This is a genomic window from Paenibacillus eucommiae, from assembly GCF_017874215.1.
In the GTDB taxonomy this organism is placed as follows: Bacteria; Bacillota; Bacilli; order Paenibacillales; family NBRC-103111; genus Paenibacillus_AI; species Paenibacillus_AI eucommiae.
The window spans coordinates 655,907-681,026 of record NZ_JAGGLB010000001.1 but is presented as its reverse complement, the minus strand read 5'-3'; the positions used below and the strand labels follow the sequence as shown (position 1 = coordinate 681,026).

General features: G+C 45.6%; 16 protein-coding genes and 1 pseudogene. 10 read left to right on the top strand and 7 right to left on the bottom strand.

Annotated features, from left to right (window positions below):
• Window positions 1-211: 211 nt before the first annotated feature.
• The 4 genes and pseudogenes from J2Z66_RS02280 to J2Z66_RS02265 form a co-directional block, all read right to left on the bottom strand.
• Window positions 212-2,050 carry a DUF8034 domain-containing protein gene (locus J2Z66_RS02280; RefSeq protein ID WP_209969429.1) on the bottom strand — a complete coding sequence of 613 codons (1,839 nt, stop codon included), beginning with the start codon at window positions 2,048-2,050 and terminating at the stop codon, window positions 212-214.
• A 26-nt stretch (window positions 2,051-2,076) separates the two neighbouring features.
• Window positions 2,077-2,763 carry a GntR family transcriptional regulator gene (locus J2Z66_RS02275; protein ID WP_209969427.1) on the bottom strand — a complete coding sequence of 229 codons (687 nt, stop codon included), beginning with the start codon at window positions 2,761-2,763 and terminating at the stop codon, window positions 2,077-2,079.
• A 36-nt stretch (window positions 2,764-2,799) separates the two neighbouring features.
• Complete coding sequence (locus tag J2Z66_RS02270) at window positions 2,800-3,555, bottom strand: SDR family NAD(P)-dependent oxidoreductase (protein WP_209969424.1); 756 nt, start codon at window positions 3,553-3,555, stop codon at window positions 2,800-2,802.
• 329 nt (window positions 3,556-3,884) lie between these two features.
• Window positions 3,885-4,310 (bottom strand): annotated as a pseudogene (locus tag J2Z66_RS02265) (M48 family metallopeptidase); the annotation flags it as partial.
• A gap of 533 nt (window positions 4,311-4,843) precedes the next feature.
• On the opposite strand from J2Z66_RS02265, the gene J2Z66_RS02260 reads away from it, so the two are divergent.
• Genes J2Z66_RS02260 through J2Z66_RS02250 form a run of 3 tightly spaced genes read left to right on the top strand, consistent with a single transcriptional unit; the run spans window position 4,844 to window position 6,520 of the window.
• Window positions 4,844-5,197 carry an MmcQ/YjbR family DNA-binding protein gene (locus J2Z66_RS02260; protein WP_209969418.1) on the top strand — a complete coding sequence of 118 codons (354 nt, stop codon included), beginning with the start codon at window positions 4,844-4,846 and terminating at the stop codon, window positions 5,195-5,197.
• Window positions 5,194-6,165 (top strand): 3'-5' exoribonuclease YhaM family protein, encoded by a 972-nt coding sequence (locus J2Z66_RS02255; RefSeq protein ID WP_209969414.1) that lies wholly within the window; start codon window positions 5,194-5,196, stop codon window positions 6,163-6,165. Before J2Z66_RS02260 ends, J2Z66_RS02255 begins: the two co-directional genes overlap by 4 nt.
• A gap of 4 nt (window positions 6,166-6,169) precedes the next feature.
• Entirely contained in the window at window positions 6,170-6,520 is a 351-nt protein-coding gene (locus J2Z66_RS02250; RefSeq protein WP_209969411.1) for a VOC family protein, read from the top strand.
• Window positions 6,521-6,524: 4 nt separating this feature from the next.
• Here J2Z66_RS02250 and J2Z66_RS02245 read toward each other — a convergent pair whose 3' ends face one another.
• The gene (locus tag J2Z66_RS02245) at window positions 6,525-8,090 is read right to left on the bottom strand and encodes a M56 family metallopeptidase (RefSeq protein WP_209969408.1); all 1,566 of its coding nucleotides are present in this window, start codon (window positions 8,088-8,090) and stop codon (window positions 6,525-6,527) included.
• 2 nt (window positions 8,091-8,092) lie between these two features.
• Window positions 8,093-8,467 (bottom strand): BlaI/MecI/CopY family transcriptional regulator, encoded by a 375-nt coding sequence (locus tag J2Z66_RS02240; RefSeq protein WP_209969405.1) that lies wholly within the window; start codon window positions 8,465-8,467, stop codon window positions 8,093-8,095.
• A 318-nt stretch (window positions 8,468-8,785) separates the two neighbouring features.
• Here J2Z66_RS02240 and J2Z66_RS02235 point away from each other — a divergent pair, with 318 nt between their 5' ends.
• From J2Z66_RS02235 to J2Z66_RS02215, 5 genes are read left to right on the top strand one after another with little or no spacing between them, the layout of a single operon-like run.
• A complete protein-coding gene (locus J2Z66_RS02235; protein WP_312894337.1) occupies window positions 8,786-9,709 on the top strand; it encodes an ABC transporter permease in 924 nt (307 codons plus the stop codon).
• A gap of 23 nt (window positions 9,710-9,732) precedes the next feature.
• The gene (locus tag J2Z66_RS02230) at window positions 9,733-10,614 is read left to right on the top strand and encodes a carbohydrate ABC transporter permease (protein ID WP_209969402.1); all 882 of its coding nucleotides are present in this window, start codon (window positions 9,733-9,735) and stop codon (window positions 10,612-10,614) included.
• Between the two features lie 19 nt (window positions 10,615-10,633).
• A complete protein-coding gene (locus tag J2Z66_RS02225) occupies window positions 10,634-11,386 on the top strand; it encodes an SDR family NAD(P)-dependent oxidoreductase (protein ID WP_209969399.1) in 753 nt (250 codons plus the stop codon).
• A gap of 22 nt (window positions 11,387-11,408) precedes the next feature.
• On the top strand, window positions 11,409-13,298 hold the full coding sequence (locus tag J2Z66_RS02220) for a beta-N-acetylhexosaminidase (protein ID WP_209969397.1): 1,890 nt from the start codon (window positions 11,409-11,411) through the stop codon (window positions 13,296-13,298).
• A 40-nt stretch (window positions 13,299-13,338) separates the two neighbouring features.
• Window positions 13,339-14,883 (top strand): N,N-dimethylformamidase beta subunit family domain-containing protein, encoded by a 1,545-nt coding sequence (locus J2Z66_RS02215; protein WP_209969393.1) that lies wholly within the window; start codon window positions 13,339-13,341, stop codon window positions 14,881-14,883.
• On the opposite strand, the gene J2Z66_RS02210 is transcribed toward J2Z66_RS02215, so the two are convergent.
• Window positions 14,884-17,157 (bottom strand): helix-turn-helix domain-containing protein, encoded by a 2,274-nt coding sequence (locus J2Z66_RS02210; protein WP_209969390.1) that lies wholly within the window; start codon window positions 17,155-17,157, stop codon window positions 14,884-14,886.
• 311 nt (window positions 17,158-17,468) lie between these two features.
• On the opposite strand from J2Z66_RS02210, the gene J2Z66_RS02205 reads away from it, so the two are divergent.
• Together J2Z66_RS02205 and J2Z66_RS02200 are read left to right on the top strand one after the other, a co-directional pair.
• Window positions 17,469-19,007, top strand: a complete 1,539-nt coding sequence (locus J2Z66_RS02205; protein ID WP_209969387.1) for an ABC transporter substrate-binding protein — start codon at window positions 17,469-17,471, stop codon at window positions 19,005-19,007.
• A gap of 155 nt (window positions 19,008-19,162) precedes the next feature.
• Window positions 19,163-25,108: an S-layer homology domain-containing protein gene (locus tag J2Z66_RS02200; RefSeq protein WP_209969385.1), complete on the top strand. Its 5,946-nt coding sequence runs from the start codon at window positions 19,163-19,165 to the stop codon at window positions 25,106-25,108.
• Window positions 25,109-25,120: the final 12 nt, after the last annotated feature.

Sequence of the window (25,120 nt, the reverse complement as noted above, 5' to 3'; positions counted from 1 at the left end):
GTTTGAGCTTGGTGTTCGTGCGGTTGTAGTTGGAAGAGGGAAGGGGGGCTGATGAGCGTCAGCGTCAGCCTTTAAAGATTTGTCCCAACCCCCTCATCCATTCCATTCAAGGGAACAAATCTTTAACAGCGGCTGGAGCCCACATCCATTCCCTCCGCAACGCACCCGAGTGTCAAACACGCTCCTCAAAGGACGCCGTCAGGCCTCTTTCTCAAGGATTTCGACCTTGAAGAGTCAAAGCATAACTGGCCTGCTCATTCCATGGCGTGTCATAGGTTGGCTGATTTACGTATCTGCTCGTGCCAAGCTTTAGCTGTACGCCGGCTCCTGGGGCCAGCTCAACTTGCAGCCATTTGCTGTTCACGTCAACAACCTGCAGAACCTCCTGCTTCTGGTTCATGATGACGGCCTGGGTAAAGCTGTGCTCGCCGAACCCGCCGGCCTGAATGATGACCTGCTTTTCTGCGGATAAGTCCAGATTGATCAGGGTTAGTGTGGTCGAGTCGCTTTCCAGCTTTTCCACTAATGCAGCTACCTGCTCAGGAAGTCCTGGACGCTTCAGCTGACCATCAAAATAACGAACGCGGGTATGAAGCAGTCCGCCGTGGTAAATATGCATGGGTGCTCCTAGTGTAGTTTGCACTAAGCCCTCTACGATCATTGGAGTCATAAGCTGCCAGTGGTGCACGTCCCAGGTACTTGGGTCGCCTTGCTCGGAACGAATTTTTTCCAATTGACTTAGAATAACCTCATAATTTGCGCGTAAAATTTGCTCGGGATAGTCCGCGTTATTGCCACGAATATATTCATACCAGGGGCCATGATTGCCAATAAAGCCTTTAGAAACATTAGCTGTAGCCTCGCTCCAGGCTTCTCCGCTGCGAATTCGCTCCATCCGTTCCAAGTCACGGTCATCCATGGATATTGTCCAGCAATAAAGCGGATACCACGGATTCATCGGCCGATAATCACTCCATCCGCTATCCAGATGCTTGTGCGGAATCACGGATTGACCGTCCTGCTCCTGACGCAGCTCCCAGAGCATATCCAGCTGTGATCTGACCAGATCGAGATGATGCATCTGCTGATTCATAAGGACAGCGTTGCACCCGGCAATAGTGAGCGGTTCGATGATCGTAAAAGCCCCATGCGGCCAGCGCCATCCATAATAGCCACCCCACCATTTGCCATCCATATGTTCTCCGATTTCTCCGGATAGTCCGATATTGTCTGGCGTAATGCCACCATTTTGCTCCGTACGTTCCTTCCAGGCATTTAAGTATTCAAGTACCCAGTTGAGGTATTTCTGATCTCCTGTGTACATGTAAGCATTGGTTATCAGGCTCGTAGAGGTTAGATTAAGCGGTACATCGCCCTTGGCCATACGGCTGTTGATTCGTTCCAGAACTTCGGTATAAATGCCGTCATCCGTCCACTGGCACTTGGGGCCGGGCACGCCGGGTATGTCCTCAAAGGGAGGGGGATAATTATCCAAAACCTCGCGGTGTGTGCTCCAATCTTCGGCGGTTTGAAGAAACCGGGGCCCACGACTGCCATTGATGGGGGAACGAATAAGCTTTTTCTCTTTATCGTAGTTAAGCGACTCCGGGTCGTCTCCGGTGTACATGTCGGCGAAACGAATGGCTCTTTGGCGGTCCTTCAAAATAGTAGGATCAGCCAAGCCAAAAAAGTAAATATACAGGGAAGCTTCACCATGATGCATCCAATCGTAATAAGCGTCAAATTCCCGATGAATTTGGCCGTATTCCGTCCACTGCCAGGTGAAGGCATCCCAAAGCTTGCGTGAAACCTGATTTAACTCTTCTTTGCCTCCTAGGGCATAGAGCAGCGGGAAATTCATGAAGCCCTCGTAGGGATCATCCGAACCATCCATTCCCGGCCATTCATCCCGCCAAATTAACGTCCCGTCCGGACGGGTGTAGGTGTCTACGAACTCATCCGAAACTTGATTCAAAATATCAAAAATTTTCCGCTGCCAAAGCGCCCAATGGGGAGGAAGCCATTTCTCCGAGCTGCTTACTGTTTTCATAACGAGATCATCCTTTCGTGATCATGCTAAATTTGTCCGCCGCTTTGCTTAATAATTTCAAGCAGATTTTGTTTGGAATATTCAAGGTGTGCAGAAATCGCCTTCTTGGCGTCATCAAAGGAACCGGCCTGTATGCATTCATAAATATGCAGATGCTGCTGGAAGGAGCGATTTAGCATTTCACGTGTTAATTTGGATCCGGCAATATTCAAAAAGCGATGATGCATCAAGCTTCTATAAATATCAATATTTTTCTTATTGCCCCCAAGCTCTACGAAAATAAGATGGAAATCCAAATCAAAGCTGGACTGCAGGTATACATTCGGATCGGTGTCCTCCAGAGCTCTACGCGCTTCTTCCACATTTAGTTGTAATTTCTGCAGCGTGCCCGCATACTGCTCCTTAGGTGCCTGAGTCAACTGCCCGACTACCCAATAATCGATCATAAGCCTGCTGTCCAAAGTATCCAGAATGTTATCTTCTTCAATTGCAACAACGAATGTGCCTACTTTGGAAACTGTTTTTACAAGCCCCTCCATTTCCAGCCGATTTAAGGCATCGCGGATAGGCGTCCGGCTAATACCAAGCTGCTCCGCAAGCTCAGGTATCGACAATTTCTGATTCGCACCAAACTCCCGTCTTAAAATAAGCTCTTTAATCAGGGTATAAGCCTGATCCCAGACTTGGGTGACATTCAATTTTTGAAGCTGCATCTTATGTATCTCCTTTCATTCATTAATGACATTTATTTAGCCAATAAAATAACCGCCATCAATTGGAATCTCGGCCCCGTTAATCCAGGAAGACTGTTCACTACATAGAAAAGCGATGCCGTCAGCGATTTGCTGAGGTGTGGCGATATTTTTCTTGCCTTGAATTAAGCTTTGGGTTTCTTCGGGGCTGTAATTTTGCTGCTCAAACCATTTATTTAGTAATGGAGTGGTGGTTCCCCCGGGCATTAAAGCATTCACACGAATATCGCTGCTGCGCAGATCCAAAGATAAGCCGCGTGTCATATGATTCAGAGCTGCCTTCATAGCATCATAGACCAAGTTGTTAGGACAATTAACAAGCCGGTTGATCGAACTAACGTTAACCACGGTACCCTTGCTTGTCTTCAACAAATCTAATGCCGCCTGAACAATGAAAAAAGGTGCTTTAACATTCACAGCAAACAAGCGGTCCCAATCTGTGTGCTCTATATTCTCCAGAGGTTTACTGCAAACGAGCGCTGCGTTGTTGACTATAATGTCCAGCTTTCCAAATTGCTCACGAATACGTCCGATAATCCGGGCTGGAGCTTCCGGCTCCAAAAGATTTTGCGAAATGAATATGGAATCCGGCTGTAGAAGCCGCACCTCATTCAAAGCATCGGCTCCACGCGCTTCATCCACTCCATGCAAGGCAAGCCTTACTCCATGCTGAGCTAAAGTCACAGCGGCAGCTCTGCCGATCCCGGTCGTCGATCCTGTTACTAAAGCCACTTTTCCATTAAGGTCCTGCACAGGAAAACTCACTCCATTCCAGATTCATATATGTTGTATACAACATATATGAAATAGTAAGGGAACTGATGCTATAAGTCAATAGGTTTTTTAGCATTTTGGATACAATCATTTTTTGTGAATATAGATGGTGATGAAACGCTTAGGGGAGCTATTCAATTGGCGCAGATATGTAGGTGTATGTAGGTGTAAATAGGTGGATGGTAAGAGTGAGAGCTAAGGGAGAGCTAAGGGAGAGCAAGGGGAGTGCTAGGGAAGTGCAAGTTTATAATAGAGATAGGAAGAGATAAACCGAACTAAACAAAAAGCCAAGCCTATCCCGGCCCTGATTAAAAGGTCAGAGCATATCCATAAAGCTCCAAAAATTTCTGCTTTTCTTTATAATCCGGCATAATACTTCCCAGCCGACGCCAGAATGAGCGGTCATGATTCATATGCAGCAGATGGCACAGCTCATGAATGATTACATAATCGATAACCTCAATCGGGGCCATAGCCAGACGATAATTAAAGGATACCTTCTTGGCGGAGCTGCAGCTTCCCCATTTGTTTTCTGACTCTATGACTTCAATCACCTTGGGTTTTACTTTTAATTGTGTCTGATAGATGGGGATTCTTGCAGCTACAATCTTTTTGCAGCTTGAGAAATAAAACTTCTTCAGACTCGTATAGAGCTCCGCTTCATTCAGCTCCCCCGTCTCTATTAGCTCATGAAGGAAATACACCTTCCCCAGATGAAGAAACTTCTGCTCTTCGATGCCATGTTTAAGCTTATTTTTCATTACAACCATCGTTTCTATAAGTTATTTGTACATACGGACATAGGAGACCTTATTTGCAACAAAAATCCCTATTTAAGAATGCTTACGGACATCAGATCTCTTATTCGTACAAAAAGGATCCCATAAACCCATAGATAAGAGGAATAGCGTACCTCATGTCCGTAACGATCCAAAATGACATTAAAATTCACGAATAGCGGATCTGATGTCCGTAAGCATATAAATTCTACGCAAAAATACAACAAATATCAATAATTGGACTAGCCGGGTGGAGCTAATTTGGATTCATTTGGGTTGGATATGCGCACCTTACTGCTAGCATTTTTCATTAATTTCCTATACTTAAGAACTGGCGTTTGCTATACTGGAAGTGGTTAAACGTATAGTCAATATAGCGATTTTCGGCAGCAAAATCAACTATTCATGCTTGGCTAATAAGCTTTTCCCAGAAGCGTGAAATTGAAAAGAACCACATTATACAGCATACAAGGGAGGAGGCATGTATCTTGAATCCAAACAACTTACAGCTCGTTCGTAAGCTGGCACATTCCTTTCCAGGGACAGAAGAGGGGACAGCCTACGGGACGCCCGCGTTCCGGGTTCGTGGCAAAATACTTTGCCGGATCCAGGATGATGAAGAAACTCTGGTTTTGAAGATGGATTTCGAGATGCGTGACTTTTTGCTGCAGGCAGACCTTGAAACATATTACATAACGGACCACTACCAAGGTTACCCCTATATACTTGTGCGCCTATCCTTAGTAAAAGCAGAGGAACTGCGGCAGCACATGGAACAGGCTTGGCGTCATCTCGCGCTGAAGCGGGTTGTGGCTGAATATGACAGGGAGCGATTAAGATGACTCTTATTAAAACATTCTCAGCAGGCGATGAAATCGTAGGCTTCTATTTGCTGAAAAGCGCGGATGTTAAGCAAACGAATACGACTCCGCCTAAGGATTATTTTGATTTTGTGTTTATGGATCAGAGTGGGGAAATTGGAGGGAAGCTGTGGGACGTATCTGCAGTGGATAAAGAAACTTATTTTCCGATGATGCTGGTCAAAATTCAAGGGCTTGTGCAGCTGTATAAAGAGAAGCCTCAGTTAAAAATTATGCGTATCCGCAAGGCGGAGGATGAAGATGGCGTTGCTTTGGCAGATTTTATTCGTTCTGCGCCAATTCAACCGGTAGATCTTTTATATGTGATCAAGCAGACTATTTCAAGCATTCAAGACGCCGAAATCAAAGCTATTGTGGAGTACATACATGCCAGGGCCGAGGACAAGCTCATGCACTACCCCGCGGCAAAAGGAATTCACCATGCCTACTATGCAGGATTAGCTTATCATATTGTCCGGATGCTGGAGCTAGGAGAATTTATTATTAAGCAGCGGCCGTTTCTTCAGCCGGATCTTATTCGCGCAGGGATTATCCTGCATGATATAGCCAAAACCGAAGAAATGAACGCTGAATTAGGGGTAGCTACGGATTACAGCCTTACAGGCAGGCTGCTCGGGCACATTTCCATTGCTTCCAACTGGATTGTGGAGGCAGCGATCCAATTAGGGATCGGGACATCGAATCTGAATATAGTCGCCTTGCAGCATTTGATTTTATCGCATCATAATTTGGGGGAATGGGGCAGCCCTGTGCAGCCGCAGCTGCCCGAGGCCGTGGCGCTGCATTATATCGATCAGCTGGATGCCAAGCTGCAGGCCGTAGAGGATGCGATTGACATTACACCTGAATCCGAAGAATGGACAGCGCCTGTCCGGGCGGTCGAATACAAGCAAATCTATTTAATGAAGCGGAAAGAGAATGGAGGTTGAACCTGTGACAGTTAAACGAATCGTTACCAATATAAAGACTCCGGATGTGGCAGCGGCAAAGCGCTTTTATCAAGACGTGCTTGGCCTTGATTTGTTGATGGACCATGGCTGGATTGCCACTTATGGCTCGGCGGAACAAATGAGCGTCCAAATTAGTTTTGCCTCGCAGGGAGGTTCGGATACCGCCGTGCCGGATTTATCGATTGAAGTCGATGATGTGGACACGGTGCTGGAGCTAATGAAAGCTGCAGGTTTTCCAATTGAATATGGTCCTGCTGATGAGCCTTGGGGTGTTCGCAGATTTTACGTCCGTGACCCCTTTGGCAAGCTTGTGAATGTTCTTGCTCATGTTTAAGCTATTATTGAGGAATTGCCTTCATGAGCAATAACTCTTCTATTTCTTCCAAGAGCTCTGGAATGGTTTTCGTTTTCTTCTGGTACTCGTTCTCAATCTTTGCAAGCCGTTCTTTTTTATATTCGCTCAGTTTAAGAAAAACTTCGTATTGCGGGCTGTTGCTTTTCTTGTAGGAAAGTAGCAGCTTACTGCTGTCTCCCAGTACCGCATTCGCCCCCGCAATTTTGCTTTCCAGCTCCTGTCTTGGATAGTCGGGGTCAACTTCTTTTGCAAGCAATCCCACCTCCCCAGCGATTTCTTTCACCTTCTGCTCTTGCGCAGCCGTTTTTTCAATTTCCTCTTGGGTTTGAGAAGGCATGGCTGCTAATTTTGCTTTTTCCGTTTCGAACGCTGCCTGGAGCTGGGTATAGCGTTCTTTTTTTGCGGCAGAGTGGCTAATGGGCGTAATAGTGTCAGTGATGTTAGTTTTAGTGTTGCCGTTGCTGTTGCTATCAATTGTCTTATTCTGAGGCAATTCCTTGGCATTCGTTAAAGCCAGGACGGCAAGGAATACAAGTACCACCAGTCCGGGAAGTGACCATTTCGACGAGCTTTTTTTAAATAGTTTAATCATCATGATTCTCCTCTTAAGTTGTGACCGGTCAGATGAAAAATTTGTGACAGCAGGTGTTTTCAGAGTCTGTGTGGTTCTTTCGATCAATTTAATAATGGTGTTTCCATATTCCTTTACTTCATCAGCTGGCAGCTGGGAGATCGCTATTTCGTCGCATGATAATTCCTGGTCTTCGCGCAATCGTTTGTAGGCATACCATAGTAATGGATTAAACCAATGCAAGATCAACAGGCCTGTCATTAACCAATTTATACATATATCCTTACGCTTGTAATGAACCAATTCATGAAGGAGGATATGTCTGATTTCATTGACACTAAATGGATCTGGATCAGGTAGTAATAATTGTGGACGTAAAAATCCATGCAGCGTAGGTCCTTCGACTTCATTCTGGATCCATATGGGAATGTTTCTTTTAACGCGCAGGGTTCTTTTGCATTGCTCCAGGATACTTGAAATATGATCTGGCGCAGCAATCCGATTCTTTTTCATTTTCAGGTTAAACTTCCTGTTCATCCAGAAAAGATAGGCTGCAAATGCAAGCACGCCAACTACCCATACTGCCAGTAAAGCTGCATAACCCCACGGAAGCTTACTAGTGTCACGGCCAGACTCTTCGAGAAGCTCAGTTCCTTGCCCAGTAATAAGTGTAGGTTGCTCCGGTGTTTGGATGCCCTGTATAACAGTGTCGCTTTGTCCAATGTGTAAAATGGATACCTGGCTTTGCTGGTTCGTAAACGAGAAAAAATTATACATACTAAACGAAGTTTCGGGCGTCCATGGCATTATCAATCTTGCTATACATACAAACCAGAGGGCGTACTGCCATCTTGCTGTAAGCTTGCCTTTCAACAGGAATTTAACGACGAACAGGAGTACGACCAAAATAGAAGACATTAAAGAAGTCATTAAAATCCAATTGAATAAACCGGAAAGTGCATCAATAAAGGTATTCATCTTCACTTCTTCCTCTCATCGAGTATCTGTTTCAGTTCCTCGATATCTTCAGCCGTTAATTGGTCCTGCTTTAAGAAATTAACGAGCATTGGCTTTAATGCTCCTCCATAAAGCCGCCTAAGAAATGAATGACTCTCCGCGCTCAGACATTCCTCTTCACTGACCAGCGGAAAGTAATAATAAACTTTTCCTTCCTGATTAAATCCAAGCGCTTTTTTCTTGACCAATCGGCTAATCAGTGACTTTATTGTTGCTGGCTTCCAAACCGTATTATCGCCAAGCACATCGATAGCATCATTAGCTGTCGCCGGGGATTTAGACCAGTAAATTTTCATGACCTCCCACTCGGCTTCTGAAATATGCGGCAGCTTATTCATAGTGGTCTCCTCCAACAATTACAATCGTAATCGGTTTTTCTATTTTTTTAAGATTACATGCGTAATCGTTATTTGTCAAGTGTACTATCTTACTTCAAAAAGGATGTTAAATGTCCCACAGCTAGTCCAATACCTGATTTCAGAACAAAAATCTGCTTTGAGAACTTCGTTTTTACTCCATAAAGAACTCAAACAGCGTATTAGAACTGGTTTTTCCAACAGGCAGAAACTAATATATAGCCAAGAAGCAGCAATGCCCTGCAAGGTTTGCAGAGCTAGGGTTGAATTAAATCTGGTTAAAGGAGTGTAAAAACATCAGTGAACAAGCGGCAAGGATCACCTCTCTCTCAGTCTTATAAAAAGAATATACAATTAAGTATATTAGCACTCCCGGCAATACTCCTTATATTTGTCTTCTCGTACGTTCCAATGGCAGGTATATTTATTGCTTTCAAAGACATTAATTACGCGAAAGGGCTGTTTCATAGTCCTTGGGTTGGTTTTGAAAACTTTAAATTCTTTTTTTCTTCCAGCGATGCTTGGCTAGTTGTGAGAAATACGCTCTCCTACAATATTATCTTTATTGCTGTGGGGACGTTCCTTTCTATTGTGTTCGCCATTTTGTTGAATGAGGTTTTAAGTACAAAGCTGGTTAAAGTATATCAAACTATATTTTTCTTCCCTTACTTCTTTTCATGGATCATTGTCGCTTATATGACTTATTCCTTCATTGGACCTTATGGAATGATCACTTCGTTATTAGAAAAAATGGGTATTAATTTCGATTTCTACACCCAATCCTGGGTCTGGCCCATCCTATTAACGTTAATCAATGTCTGGAAGGGTCTCGGTTATATGAGCATTATTTTCTATGCGGGAATTATGGGGATTTCACAAGAATATTTTGAAGCAGCATCCATTGATGGAGCCAGCAAATTTCAGATGATCCGCAACATCACGGTTCCGCTTCTAATGCCGTTAATTACGATTATGACTCTATTATCGATTGGGAAAATCTTTTATTCGGATTTCGGTTTGTTCTTCTTCGTTCCGAGGGAGATTGGACAGCTGTTTCCAGTGACACAGGTCATTGATACTTATGTTTACCGCATGTTAAAGGTTTCCGGTGATTTGGGCATGTCCTCGGCCGTGGGATTATTTCAGTCAACGATGGGCTTTATCGTAGTTTTGCTTAGCAATTTTATCGTGAAAAAAGTAAATGATGATAATAAATTATTTTAAAAAAACGCAAAGGAGGCAGGCCCATGGTGTTCAGGAAAATAGGACCACAGGTATTGATCAATCTCTTGTTCATTTTATTTAGTCTCGCTTGTTTGTTTCCGCTGGTCGCTGTTCTTTCCGTTTCTTTAAGTAATGAAACAGATATTCTTAAAAACGGTTATCGGCTGTTTCCAAAAATGTTTGATATGTCGGCATACGCCTACATCTTATATAAGCCCTTGCAGATTTTAAATGCTTTCAAAGTTTCGCTGTTTGTCAGTTTTTTTGGGACGTTTGTTTCTTTATTAGTCATTGCCGGAATAGCTTATCCTTTGTCGCGTGAAGATTTTAAACTGAAAAACAAGCTCAGCTTCTACGTTTTTTTTACGATGCTGTTTAATGGGGGACTGGTTCCTACCTACATGCTAATTAGCAACTATCTGCATTTGAAAAACACCATTTGGGTGTTGATTCTTCCTTATTTGGCGGTTCCCTGGTTTATTCTGCTCCTAAGGTCTTTCATGCAGAAAATACCACACAGCATTATTGAATCCTGCATGATGGATGGAGCGAGTGAGTTCAGAATCTTTTTTCAAATGATTCTCCCGCTTGCCAAGCCCGGGCTTGCTACGGTTGCCTTATTTACACTGCTGCAGTATTGGAATGATTGGTGGTTAAGCCTGCTCTATATAGAGAAGGAAAGTCTGGTGCCGTTGCAATTTATGCTGTACAGGATGATGAATAACATTGCGTTTCTGACTAACTCAAGCAATATGATGCCCCCAGCAATGAAAAATGTGATATTACCATCAGAATCTGCCCGTATGGCGATGGCGATTCTGGCAGCAGGACCTATGCTGCTGGTATTCCCTTTTTTCCAGAAACACTTTGTTCGGGGGCTTACGGTTGGTGCAGTAAAAGGTTAACTTGAAAGGAATGAACAGGATGTCGCGATTTAGCAACAAGATAGCTTTAGTGACCGGAGCAAGCCGCGGTATTGGCAAGGCCATTGCCGGGCGTTTCGCTGCCGAAGGTGCAAAGGTGGCGCTAGTTTCCCACAGTATGGAGGAATTAAATCAAGTGGAGCAGCAATTTATTGCTGCGGGTTATGAAATACTGCCCTTATTGGCCGATGTTTCCGATGCCGATCAAATCGAAAGGGCTGTTGAACAGGTCATTTCTGTATGGGGCCGTATCGATATTCTCGCTAATAATGCCGGAATTGCTTGGGAAGAAGACTTTCTGGAGCTTAAGCACAGTAATTGGCGCAAAATGCTCGACGTCAATTTAAACGGAATGTTCTATACGGCACAGCAGGTATCCCGGCAGATGGTCAAACAAGGTGGGGGTATCATTATTAATATGTCTTCAACCAATGGGATTGTAGGTGAGGCCAAATACGCACACTACAATGCATCGAAGGGCGGCATTGTTTTATTGACGAAAACGATGGCGTTAGAGCTGGGAAGCTATAACATTAGAGTGAATGCGGTTTGTCCAGGCTATATTCAAACTCCGATGTCTGAAGTGATCGACGACGCTGAATTTGTTGAAGCCTACATTCGCAACAAAATACCGCTTGGAAGAGTGGGCATGCCGGAAGATGTAGCTGGGGTATTCGCCTTTCTGGCTTCCAATGATGCGGCTTTTATAACGGGTACAACGATTGTAGTCGATGGTGGGCAGTTGGCCTTTTAATATTTGAACGGGAGGAATAGAAGTGAATTTGCATTTTATTTTGGAGGATTCAGAGCTGGAGGCTGGCATACAAATATTCGCAGCAGAATTTCAATTCACCGTAAGCGAAGACGGCATGCCCGTTCAAGTGACACAGAAAAACGAAAACAAAATTGTAGTCGTGTATGAGGGAGATAAGGCCCATATTCACTACGAGCATAAGCATCAGTTTTTTCGGGCGCTGGGACTGCTGCTGGAAAGTTTGCAGCATGAACAAGAATGCGACATAACCGAAGTGCCTCAGTTCAGCATGAACGGTCCGATGATCGATATCTCTCAGGGCAATGCTGTGCTGCAAGCAGACACGCTAAGACGGCTCATTACCAAGATGGCTGCTATGGGTCTAAATATGCTGATGCTGTATGCTGAAGACAGTTTTGAGGTCGTGGAGCAGCCCTATTTCGGATATATGAGGGGCCGGTATACGCAAGAGGAGATTCGGGCATGCGACGATTATGCCGATCAATTCGGCATTGAGCTGATTCCCTGCATTCAAACCTTAAGCCATTTGAGCGATGTACTGAAATGGAACGACTTCAACGACATCAAGGAGGATCGGGAGACGCTGCTCGTGGGAGAAGAGAAAACCTACGCATTTATCGAGCAGATGATCGTTGCGGCGACGAACCCGGTCCGGACGAAGCGAATCCATATTGGCATGGATGAAGCCTTAAAGCTGGGGCAAGGGAATTACCTGCTCAAAAATGGACTGCGCTCCAAATTCGAGATCATGAACGAGCATCTTGCCAAAGTGCTGCAGATCACGGAAAAGTACGGCTTGAAGCCGATGATATGGAGTGATATGTATTTCCGTGCAGGGGCGGGAATGAGTGATAATTATGACCGGGATATGGTTCTGCCTGCGTCTATTTTGGAGGAAATGCCCAAGGGCATCCAGCATATTTACTGGGATTATTATCATTACGATGTGGATTTCTACATCGATTTTATCCGCAAGCATAAGCAATTTGGCTCAACCCCTATTTTTGCCGGCGGTATTTGGAATTGGAAGGGCTTCTGCTTGAATTATGGTGCAACCTTTGCAGCTACCGATGCAGCGATGACGGCCTGTAAAAAAGAAGGTATAAAGGAGATCATCGCTACCTTATGGGGGGATGACGGGACGGAATGCCATATTTATTCCGCGCTCCTTGGGCTGCAGCTGTTCGCGGAGCATGGTTATGCTGAACAACTGGATGAAGGAAAACTGAAGCGGAGATTCGAATTTTGCACCGGAGGTCATTACGATGATTTCATGGATATCCGGTTTGTCGACGAAATTCCCGGAACTTCCGAAGGGAATCTCGAAACGGCAAATCCGTCCCGCTATTTGCTGTGGCAGCAGGTCTTAATGGGCATGTTCGATAAAAATATCGACGGGCTGCCGATAGCTGAGCATTACGCCAAGCTAGCTCTTCACTATGCGCAGGCTGTGCAGCGGAATGGAGAATGGGGGCAAGTATTTGAAATTTTACAAAGGTTATGCCACGTACTTGCTGTCAAATCGGAGATTGGTCTGAGAATCACCCGCGATTACAGGGCTGGAGATGTAACGTCCCTGCAGCATTATGCACAAGTGGAACTGGTTGATTTGATTGCCAGGGTGGAAGATCTGCGGGAATGCCACCTGAGTCAGTGGCATCAGTTGTATAAGCCCTTTGGCTGGGAGGTCATTGACTTCCGTTACGGCGGGCTTCTGGCCAGCTTAAAAACGACGATCCGCCGGTTGGACGATTATGCGGGCGGAAGGACTGGGCGCTTGGAAGAGCTTGAGCAGGAGCGCCTGCTGTACCAAGGACAGGAAGGCATCGTAGACTGCTATTGGTATAAAGGAATGCCAACAGCGAGCAGACTTGCTCAGTCGGCAGACTAGGCGAAGGCTAATAACAAATAGCTAACTGGAGTGAACGATCATGGCAAATCAAACAGCCAATGAAACAGCCAATGAAACAGCCAATGAAACAGCCAATGAAACAGCCAACGAAACAGTGAAGGAAAATCTGATGCCAGGAACGTTGGACTGGCAGCTAACCCGGTATCAGTTCGATGATCCGCAGATCTCTCAAGGAGGTGTAGAAGGAAGTGCCTCTGACAGCAATTTAAGCGATTTGCTCCACGGCGCCCGCTCCTCGGCGATTGAGGGCTATGCTTCCCGCACCAGTGTCTACCCTGGCGAAGGCATCGACCTTATGGTCAGCACGTCTCCGGCATGCCCGTTCACCGTGGATATTTACCGGCTGGGGCATTATGGTGGCACTGGAGGCCGGCATATGCTGCACCTCGGCCCATTCGGCGGAGAAGAACAGCCAACGCCCCTGGAGACGGTAGAACGGCTCAGAGAATGTAATTGGCGGCCGAGTGTGACTCTGCAAATTCCCGATGATTGGGTCAGCGGTGTTTATCTGGCAAAGCTGACCAGGGATGTACCGATGGGTGCCCAGAGCTACATCATTTTTGTAGTGAAGCAGCAGCGTAAGACGGAGGTTCTCGTCCAAGTGAGCGATCTGACCTGGCAGGCGTATAACAAATGGCCAGCGACCAGCTCCATTTACGACAACGGGCTTGGGCCTTGGTATACGGGTCCTAATGTTCGTGTCAGTTTTGACCGGCCGTATTCTAAATATTTCCAGGTTGTTGACTCGCCTTTATCCAGCGGCTCAGGAGAGTTTCTCTTATGGGAGTTTCCCTTGGAATACTGGCTTGAGGCAGAGGGTTATGATGTCACGTATTGTTCCAATCTTGATCTTCACAGTGACCCCAGCCTCTTGGAAACCTGTCAGGTTTTTATTTCCTCGGGACACGATGAATATTGGACTAGAGATATGTATCAGCATGCAGCTGCAGCTCGGGATAGGGGGGTCAGCCTGCTCTTTCTTTCCGGGAACGCGGTCTATCATGAGATCATTCCTTATGAAAGCAACGCCACAGGAGGGCCGCTCCGGTCATTTGCCCGTAAACAGCGGTTCTTGGATGAACATGAGCTTATGGGGGCGGCTTCGCATGCTGCGGGATACGGAGACTGGACGGTGGCTAAGCCGGAGCACTGGGTATTTACAGGCACTGGCATGAAGGCGGGCGACAGCATACCGGGGTTGATCGGCTGGGAATATCACGGCGTGCCGTTCAAGGAAATAGAAGGCCTGGACATACTGGCCCATAGTGATTTGATAGGAACTCAGCCGGAAGAAGCGCTCGTAGGCTTGGATGGCGAGACGAGGATGGACGATGGCAGGCATGCAGCTGTCATCTACCCGGGTCCGCACAACAACTGGGTGTTTAGTGCCGGGACGATTTGGTGGGCGCAGGGATTAAGCAGCCCGCCGGGTCACATTCCGGCATCGGGAACGTTTGGGCGGGTGCAGGGACCCGATCCAAGGGTCAAGCGAATTACCCGAAATTTGATTGACCGCTGTCTGGGCATATCCGTGCCCGGCATGGATAGGCCTGACACGGATTAATCAGGGCTGCGTGGAGGTGGGGTCATCCTCACCTTTGAGCGCCTTGGATTGACTTCTGTATTGAATAGGCGTCACGCCATAAACCTTTTTAAACAGGGTGAAAAAGTGGCTCCGGCTTAAAAAACCGCAGCTTTCCATAATCACATTAATGGCCTCATCTGAGGTTGCGATTAAATCCCGCGCAGATAAAAGCCGAATGTTGTTGATGTAATCGGTGATAGAAATAAGCCGGTGTTTCTTGAAAAGCTTTCCTACATAGGAGGGAGATAAATTGACCTTCTCGGCAATAGTAACCAATGACAAGGCTGGATTAGGGTAATCCTGCTGAATAATTTGAGCGACCTCTTCCACCAGCTTGATATATTTATTTTCTTTTTTGGCTTCCAGCTCCATAGATAAATGTTCGAACAGATCCAGAAAGTCGGATTGTATGTTTGCTAAGGTTTCAATCTTCTGCACCTTGGCCAAATAAATATTCAAGTTGAAATTGACTTGGATGGCATAATTGGCTTCCAGCACTTCAATCGCTTGGCGAATGGACAAAAGCAAGCGAATGATGACGGAGTTTATAAGGGTAAAGCTGTATGTTGACGCATATTCGATGATGCCGGACAGTTCTTTCTTGGCATCGGTTAATTGACCTTGAATTAAGGCATCTGTCATTCTTTTATCCTGGTCCAGGGGGTATTTGAAATCGTCGGTAAGAATATTTAAGTTTTCATGGAAAATCAACGAATTATGACCACAAATAAATCTGTAAAAGGATAGATCCAATGTTTTTAAATAGTGATGATTCAGACCGGCTAACGATTCAAAAGCTTCGCTAAAAGTAATGGAGATTGAAAGGTTCAGGTATTGCCTTGTATTAGCTTGAATTTCTTGGAACTGGGCAATCAGCTGTTCATTTCTGGAAGGAAGCTCTGCTGAGCTGTAGCTGATCAGTACAACAATTTGATCTTCTTCCATATCAATACATTCATGCTTATAGACACCGGCAAGCAGCTCGGAGACGATATTTATGACACCATATTTGAGCAGTCCGCGATCCGTAAGGTTGAATTTGGAGCAAAATTCCGCATAGTGATCCAGCTTTATGAGTATGATCAGCAAGGAATCGGCAGGCTTGAGCGCAATATTGTAGGCGGTGAGCTGCTTTTCCAAAGAATCCGTAGAAGCAGGCTCATCCAAATAAACCATTTTTCGCAAAAAGTCTTGCTTCTTGTTGTAAGTATTGTTGCGCTCAAACACGTTATAGTTTTGAATAACCAATTTGATCGGGATATACAGCTTTCGTGAAAAATACAACGATAAAGCAATGCTCCCTATAAGGAAGAAAAGTACCAGAAGATATGTTTTTTGCTTCATCTTGACTATATCCTGCACAATGTGCGAGTAGGGCGTAATGCTGATTAGTTTCCAGTCGAAGACATCGGTAGCTGCATAGGTTACAAATGAATCGACACCATCCACATCAGTTCGAAGATGTCCAGTGGGCTCAGCAGAAGCGTTGATGGTTTGAATAAATTCATTTTCTTTTAAATCGCTTAGCAATGGATGTATGGAATCACTGGACAACAGAATCCCATTGCGATCGATCATAAAAATCCGACTTTTTGACTGATCCGAGGAGCTGAAGCTTTTTCTAAGCCATTCCTCAGAAATATTCAGGATGATGGCTTCACTTACTTTTCCACTCTGCACTTGAGAATCAAAAAACAGATAGGAATACACATAAATGAATGCGTCCGGATCATCCGAACCTGGTTCTGATAACGGGCTAGGAATCTTGCGCAGTATGATGCTATGCGTTTTATTGTTTCGAATGTCATCCAAAATAGGAAAAATGCCTTGATCGTTAAACGAGCTGCGGTCATAAATAAAGTTCATGCTCGGTACAGCTTGAATATTGTGACCATTATAAATATAAATGGATTGCAGGAATGGATAAATATTTTTATAGAATTGCAGCTTTCTTTCATATTTAATGTAATCCTCAGAATGTATATCGGTATACAAGAGGTCTTTAATCGTATCATCAAAAAAAGCTGTGGTTGCTACTGAATTGGCGGTTTTTTCCATGAGGCTGACGTTGCTGCTTGTGTGTTGCAGGTCCGTTTTTTGCTGATTATAGACCATTTCCAGAGCAAATTTTTCGAAAATTCGTCCCTGGAATGAGGATTGTACAAAAATCACCAGCAGTGTGCTCAATAAAAAGGGCAGTAGTATAGTTAAAAAAAGCTGGAATGGATTTTTAACAATAAACTTTTTAATCATATCGCAACCTCCTATACCTAAAGACTAACCTGAAAGGCGAAGATAAATCAATCGAATAATGAGCTCAAGTAGTAAAATACTAAAATCAGAACAAAAAGTGACTCTGAGAACTTCATTTTTACTCATTTTTACTCTAAAGAGAACTTGGGCAGCGTTTAAGAACTGGCATTTTTCAAATGAAAAAACTAATATTTATATTATCATAATTATCGCAGACGGGAAATTACTTTCCCCTCGCCACCAGGCTCGCTTAGATATGGGCTGCAGCCCATTTTAAGATATAGTACACATACGAAAGAGGAGGATACAAAATGTTGAGAAGTTTTAAAATTTCAAAAGTGGGGATCTTCGCAACAATTATGGTACTTGTTCTAAGCATGCTGCTTGCTGCTTGTGGAACGCAGAAAGAAAGTGTAAGCGCTGTAAGCGAAAAGCCGGCAGAGACACCAGCAGGCTTGCCGGAAGTTAAGCTGACGTGGTATTTCCCGGGGGCCTTTCCACAAGCGGATCAAGATTTGATTTTTGCTGAAGTTAATAAAGTGCTGAAGGCAAAAATCAATGCGACCGTAGATTTCAAACCATTTGGTTTTGGTGAATATGACCAGAAGATGCAGGTGGTTATTGCTTCAGGAGAACCGTATGATATCGCCTTTACTTCGAACTGGATGAACAATTACAGCCAGAATGTAGCGAAAGGGGCCTTTTTGCCACTGGATGATTTGCTTGCTGAGTATGCGCCGAAAACATTTGCTGCAGTTCCGAAATCATTTTGGGATGCTGCCAAAGTAAAAGGGCAAATTTACGGCTTTATTAATGAGCAGATCGCTGCCAGAACTCCCGCTGTCGTCGTTTCGAAAGAAGAAGCTGAGAAGTATAAGCTCGACATTCCTGCTTTGAGCGGTAAGCTTAATCCCGATAACTTGAATCAGCTGGAGCCTTTTATTGAAAGTGTAAAGAAAGATTTTCCGCAAAAGGGTTTTTACACTTCGTTGGTTCAATTGGACGGCTTGTTCTTCAATCTTGAGCCTATTGCCGGAATCCAGATTCCAGGAGCGGTTGATTTCTCAGATTCAACACTCACTGTAGTCAATCAGTATGAAACTGAGGGCGTGAAAAAGTATGCAGCGCTGATGAGAGACTGGAATGCCAAAGGATATTTAAACTCGAAGGATCGTATTTCCAAAAAAACGGAAGATGGCACAGAAGCCAAGACAGGAAAAGTTTCAGTAGGTATTGGCGGCTCTTATAAACCAAGCGGTGATGTCGAGTCCACTGCTGAGGCAGGGTACGAAAGAATCCAGTTTCCTTCCGGAACGGCCCACTTGACAACTAATGGCATCATTGCCACCATGCAAGCCATCAATAGAAATTCGCAAAATCCGGAAAGAGCGATGATGCTGCTTGAATTACTGAATTCAGATAAAGAGCTGTACAATCTATTGAACTTCGGAATCAAAGATAAGCACTTCAAGCTGGATGCGGATGGATTCATGATCAAAGAAGGCGATGAGGCTAAAGCCTATGTTCCCAATGTACCTTGGATGTTTGCTACCAATTTCCTTGCTTATGTGGAAAAAGGAATGCCTGCGAATGTGTGGGAGGATACGAAGAAATTGAATGCGGACGCATTGCCGTCCCAGCTGTTAGGTTTCAGCTTCGATGCTGAGCCTGTGAAGGCTGAAATCGGAAAAGTAAGTGCGATCTTTGACGAGTACTCCAGAGCGATCGATTTGGGTGTAAGCACAGAAGCGAAATACAATGAGTTTCTGGCCAAGCAAAAGGCTGCAGGGGCTGACAAGATCATAGCTGAGATGCAAAAACAAATTGATGCCTGGAAGACCACCAAATAATTGCAGACTTGCGGCAGCAATGACCCTCGTATAGGTTAGCGAATTCATAGCGATTTCGTTGTCGTCCCAGCCCGATTCATGATCGGGTTGGGCGTATATGTGGGTGATAGGGTTTGTCTATGCGTATAATCAAATGAATGGAGGAATTGCAAACGATGAAGGGTTTAGCCGGAAAATGGATGAAGGTATTGCTCAGCGTGGTGCTTTTTTGTTCAACATTAGTTATGTTCGTCTCCACGTTACCGCAAAGCGCTTATGCTGCAGCACCGGTATACCTTTACGCATCACCCGCTGGTAGTGGAATGGCATGCTCCATTGAATCCCCTTGTTCTCTTACGGATGCGCAGGCAATGGTCCGTACGATGAATACAAGCATGACAGGAGATATTATCGTTTATTTACGCGAAGGGACCTACAGTTTATCTTCCACCTTTGAACTAACTTCACTAGACTCCGGGACAGGGGACTATCAGGTGATTTATCAAGCCTATCCGGGAGAAACTCCTGTGCTAAGCGGCGGGCAAACTATCACGGACTGGAGCTTGTTTGATGATGGGAATAACATTTATCGTTCTTATGTCGGCACTGAATTAAACACGCGTCAGTTGTATGTGAATGAGGCTCGGGCAACAAGAGCACGCGGTGCTCAAAACCCGGCTGGCTTCACCAAAACCTCCACGGGTTTTACGGCTCCAGATGCCAGTATGTCTGGCTGGGGAAATCAAAGCCATATAGAGATCGTGGGCCTTAACGCATGGAAAAGCTTCCGCTGCCCGGTTTCATCGATTTCAGGGACGGTTGTTACGATGCAGAACCACTGCTGGAACAATTCGCAGCTGGCGAATACGCCCGGACTAAACTCGATAGCCTGGATTGAAAATGCCTACGAGCTTCTGAATGCAGAAGGTGAGTGGTATTTAGACCGGACAGAGGGATACTTATACTACAAGCCTCTTGCTGGAGAAAATATGGCTTCTGCGGTTGTTGTGGCACCGGTTCTAGAAACATTGGTTCGTGGAGCGGGGACGCTGGATGCGCCGATTCAGAATGTGCAAATGAAAGGCCTTACTTTTGCCTATGCGACTTGGCTGCAGCCAAGTACAAACGATGGCTATGTTCCGCTTCAAGCGGGGTTTACCTACACCGGGTTTCATGATGTGGCTTCCCAGAAATTAACGAAGCCGCTCGGTAATATTGCTTTTCATGCGGCCAAATCCATCAAACTTGAGAACAATACATTCACCCATTTAGGTGGGGCTGGTGTAGTTTTCGAATATGGAAGCCAGCACAACACGATTGCCGGAAATGTGTTTAAGGATATTTCATCAAGCTCCATCATGATTGGTGACGTTATCGCAAGCGCTATCAACCCGGCTGATATCAGGGAGCGCAATAGCCATAACACGATTGCCAACAATTATATCACGAATGTGAGCGCAGAATACGTGGATATGCCGGGCATTTTTGGCGGTTATACCAGTTATTCAACGATCACGCACAATGAGCTGTCAGACCTGCCCTATACAGGCATTTCTCAAGGCTGGGGCTGGGGAACCAATTCCTACGCTCAGAACAATCAAATTACTAACAATTACATTCACGATGTGATGAGAGTATTAGGCGATGGCGGAGGCATCTATACCTTAAGTGCTCAGCCGGATTCAACGATAAGCGGGAATTATTTGCAAAATATGTATGGCTCTTATGGAGGCTGGGGCATTTATCCGGATGAAGGCAGCGCCTATTTTCATATTAACAACAACGTGATCAAACAAACGGGAAGATGGATCTCCATGTGGACAGGGACGATTCATGACAATATCGTTGAGCATAACTATTCGGATACAGCGAATATGGCTAATGCCTGTACGAATTGCACACTTACCAATAATATGATCATCACGGATGGTAACTGGCCTGTTAGGGCTCAGAACATCATCAGCCAGGCAGGACTGGAACCGGACTATTGGAAGCTTTCACCTTTTACCAGCCATCTGGACAGCACTTGGCCCCCATTGAATCAGGATGGGTATGCAAGTAAGGTATGGACTGCGCCAACGCGGGGCTATGTGAAGCTATCCGATACAGTAAGCAGTGAAAACATTACAGTATTTGGAAGCGTATACAATAATGACGGGGTTATATGGGGACCTCAGGAAATATCGCAGGGAGAAGAGCAAAGCTACCAGCTTTACACGAAGGTGCTTAAGGGTGATCAGATCCGTTTTGTTGTTCAAGCCGAGGGGAATCCTGATTTGAACCATGTTAGCTGGAATCCTAACGTTAAATTCGAAGCCGTACCTGCAGCCTGTGAATTTACCCAATTTAATGTTCCAGGACAGTTGAAATCCAAAATTAATACGGGTACGAAAGAAATTCTGATAAGTGTACAAGAGGATGTAGATATTACAAATTTGACGCCCGATGCCATTATATCGGAGGACTGTCATAGTACCCCGAGCACTGCAGAGCCTAAGGACTTCAGCCAGATGGTATCTTATCAACTGCAGGATGCTGAAGGAGCTGTCAGTAAAACATGGAAAGTATATGTGACTAAAGAGTCAGCTGGCTCCGTCGTACGGGGTTATAACATCCACCAGGAAATAGCCGATTTGGACAATTGGTATGTGGATAGTGCTTCCTTAAAAGAAGGTGGAGAAAACAGTATTTCCATCAGCAATGGCTCATCGGTCTATATGGGAAAAACGTTCAAGAATGAACTGCTGGAGTTCGAGATGAAATCGGCTTCTGCCGGCGGAGTCGAATGGCCAGCGATCAGTATCCGGCAGAAATTAGCAGATAAAGTGCTATGGGATCCGGCCAATGAGGGGTATATCCTGGTTTTTAAAGCGGATGAGATTGAGCTGCAGCGCTTCAATGGCGGTGTGCGCACCGTATTTTACGGCAATGTAGATGGGATTGTTGGTAGTGAAGGCACGATGCCTAATCATGTGTTCGAGATGGATAAGAAGCATCTGGTGCAGTTCGGCGCCACGAACACAGATGAGGGGATCAAGCTTGTTGTGTACGTAGACGGCAAGAAGGTGATCGATTATGTCGATAGCGGGGACGGCAAAATTAGTGCTGCAGGATATATGGGCGTATATGCCTATTCAGCGCCTGTAACCATAGGATCGGCACCTGTTATTTATAAACTCAATCGTGAAATTGATGATGTGGATAACTGGTATGTGGATGGAAGCACGGTCAAGGATGGGGAAGAAGGAAGTATTCTTATCAGCAACGGCTCTTCCGCTTACAGTGGAAGAACGTTTGAGAATGAACTGCTGGAGTTCGAGATGAAATCGGCCTCCGCAGGGGGAGTTGAATGGCCGGCCATCAGCCTCCGGCAGAAATTAGCGGATAAAGTTTTATGGGATCCGGCCAATGAGGGGTATATCCTGGTGTTTAAACCAGACGAAATTGAGCTGCAGCGCTTCAATGGCGGTGCACGTACCGTATTTTACGGTAATGTGGACGGCGTAATTGGAAGTGAGGGCACGCTGCCGAATCATGTATTTGAGATGGATAAGAAACATCTGGTGCAGTTCGGTGCGATAAACACGGAAGCGGGCGTAAAGCTTACCGTTCATGTGGATGGCAAGAAGGTGATCGATTATCTCGACAGCGGAGACAGCAAAATTAGCGCTGCGGGGTATATGGCTGTGTATGCGTATTCGGCCCCTGTAATGATAAGCAGGCTGGTTGATGACCATCCGGATCCTGAAGATCCGACACCAAGGCCAGGTGAGAATTTGGCATTAAATCGCAAGGCAACGGCTTACTTCGCAGATGGAAACAGGGCCAGCATGCACGCAGGCTTTGAAGCGGCAAAGGCCGTTGATGGTAAAGAGAACACCTTTGCATTGGCAGAAGGCCAGCACTTATGGCAGCTGCAGGTAGATTTAGGAGCCAGGCACACTATCGACAGAATTGTTGTGAAAATGCCGGAGACGCTGTATGCTACCGAGTTTGATATTCAAACCTCCACGGACGGAGCTGCTTTTACAACGGTCAAGCAAGTAACGGATTTCACTTCGGGGACGAGTGATAATAAGATCTCAGAGACGATTGCCAGATATGTCAGGATCGTTGCCGTGAAGCCGGATGGTCCTTATCAGACGGGGATCGAAATGGCCATTTCTGAATTGGAGGTATACAATCCGATACCGGACATTATAGACCCTTCGCCAAGGCCGGGTGAGAATTTGGCACTTAATCAAGCGGCAACCGCCTATTTCGCCGATGGCAGCACAGCCACTATGTATGCCGGCTTTGAGGCAGCTAAAGCCGTTGACGGAAATACCTCCACCTTTGCGTTAGCGGATGGGTATCATCTGTGGCAGCTGCAGGTAGATTTAGGAGGCAGGCACACTATCGGCAGAATTGTGGTGAAAATGCCGGAGACGTTGTATGCAACTGAGTTTGATATTCAAACGTCGACGGATGGAACTACTTTTACAACCGTTAAACAAGTAACGGATTTCACTTCAGGAGCAAGTGATAATACTATCACGGAGACAAAAGCCAGGTATGTCCGGGTCGTGGCTGTGAAGCCGGACGGACCTTATCAGACCGGGATCGAAATGGCTATATCCGAATTGGAAGTATACAATCCGGAGCCGACGACGACGCAGGTGCCGACAACAACACCGGAGCCGACAACGACGCCGGAGCCAACGAGGACACCAGATCCAACAACAACGCCGGCACCGACAACGTCGCCAGCACCGACACCGTCGCCAACAGCGACTCCCAAGCCATCACTTCCTGCGCTGGAGCCAGGCATTGCTGGTGCTGTTAAGAAAGAGCTGGATGCTGCGCTTCAAGATTTATTGAACACTAAGCCTATAGGCGAGGATGCTCAAGCCATACTCAAAAAAGCAGCAAACGCTGTTAAAGCTGCTATTGAAAAGCAAGCGGAAATCAAGCTTAACCAATTAGTCACTACAGCAGGTGATACGGCTGTATTAGATCCGGATGCAAAGCAATTCAGTGACGTATTCGCTGCAATTAAACGGCATGCAGCTGAATTAAACGCACAATTAGCCCTGCTTTTTCCAAAGGCTGAACCTGCTAAAATAACGGTAACGCTTGATTTAGGCAAACAAGCTTCTACAAATGCGAAAGTCATAATTCCAGCAGATTTAGTCCAGAAGGCTAAAGACGCTGGTATTGCGACTCTTGCAGTGAAGCTGAACGGAATTTCGCTAGCGATTGATGTTCAGCAATTGAAGGGGAACACGACCTTGCACATGTTGAGGCAAGCGCCATCCGCGGCAGCGAATACTGCAAATGTAAAAGCAGTTGCAGATGTATATGATTTTGAATTTACAAACGATGCGAACAGCAAAATTATATTTACAAAGCCTGTTATCATCAAATGGGCGATTGACCAAACGGCAAACATAAATACGGATTTACTTGTGCTCGCCAAGCTGGTTGATGGGAAACTGGAGTTTTACGGCGGCAAATATAATCCGGCAACGAAAAACTTTGAAGCTGAGAGCAAATCGTTCTCCACCTATGTGATTGTTGAGAACAAAGTGGATTTTAACGATATTGCCAGCGTGCAAGCCTGGGCAGGCAAGGAGATTGGGATTGCAGCCGCCAAGGGAATTGTGCAGGGCCGGGGCAGCGGTACATTTGCGCCGAATGATAAAGTAACCCGGGCAGAGTTTGCAGCCATGATCGTCAAAGCATTCCACCTGGAAGATGACGAAGCTGTTTCAGCCTTCAGTGATGTTAAAGCGGATGACTGGTTTCAAGCCTCAGTAGCTGCGGCGGCCAAATCGGGAATTATCAACGGGCGTACCGATGATACATTCGCCCCGATCGCGACGATAAGCCGTGCTGAAATGGCAGCCATTGCCGCCAGAGCTCTTGTGCTTGTCCAAGGCTATACGTATACAACAGAATCACAAATGGCACTGCTGAAATTTGGTGATGCGAAGGCCATTCATCCCTCGTTAACCGATGGAGTCGCCCTAGCCTTGAGTCAAGGCATCATGATTGGAAGCTGTGATAACAGCTTTAATCCTAACGGTTCGTCTACACGTGCTGAAGCTGCCGTAGTTATTTCAAGATTGTTAAATCAATAAAGCGATAACTAT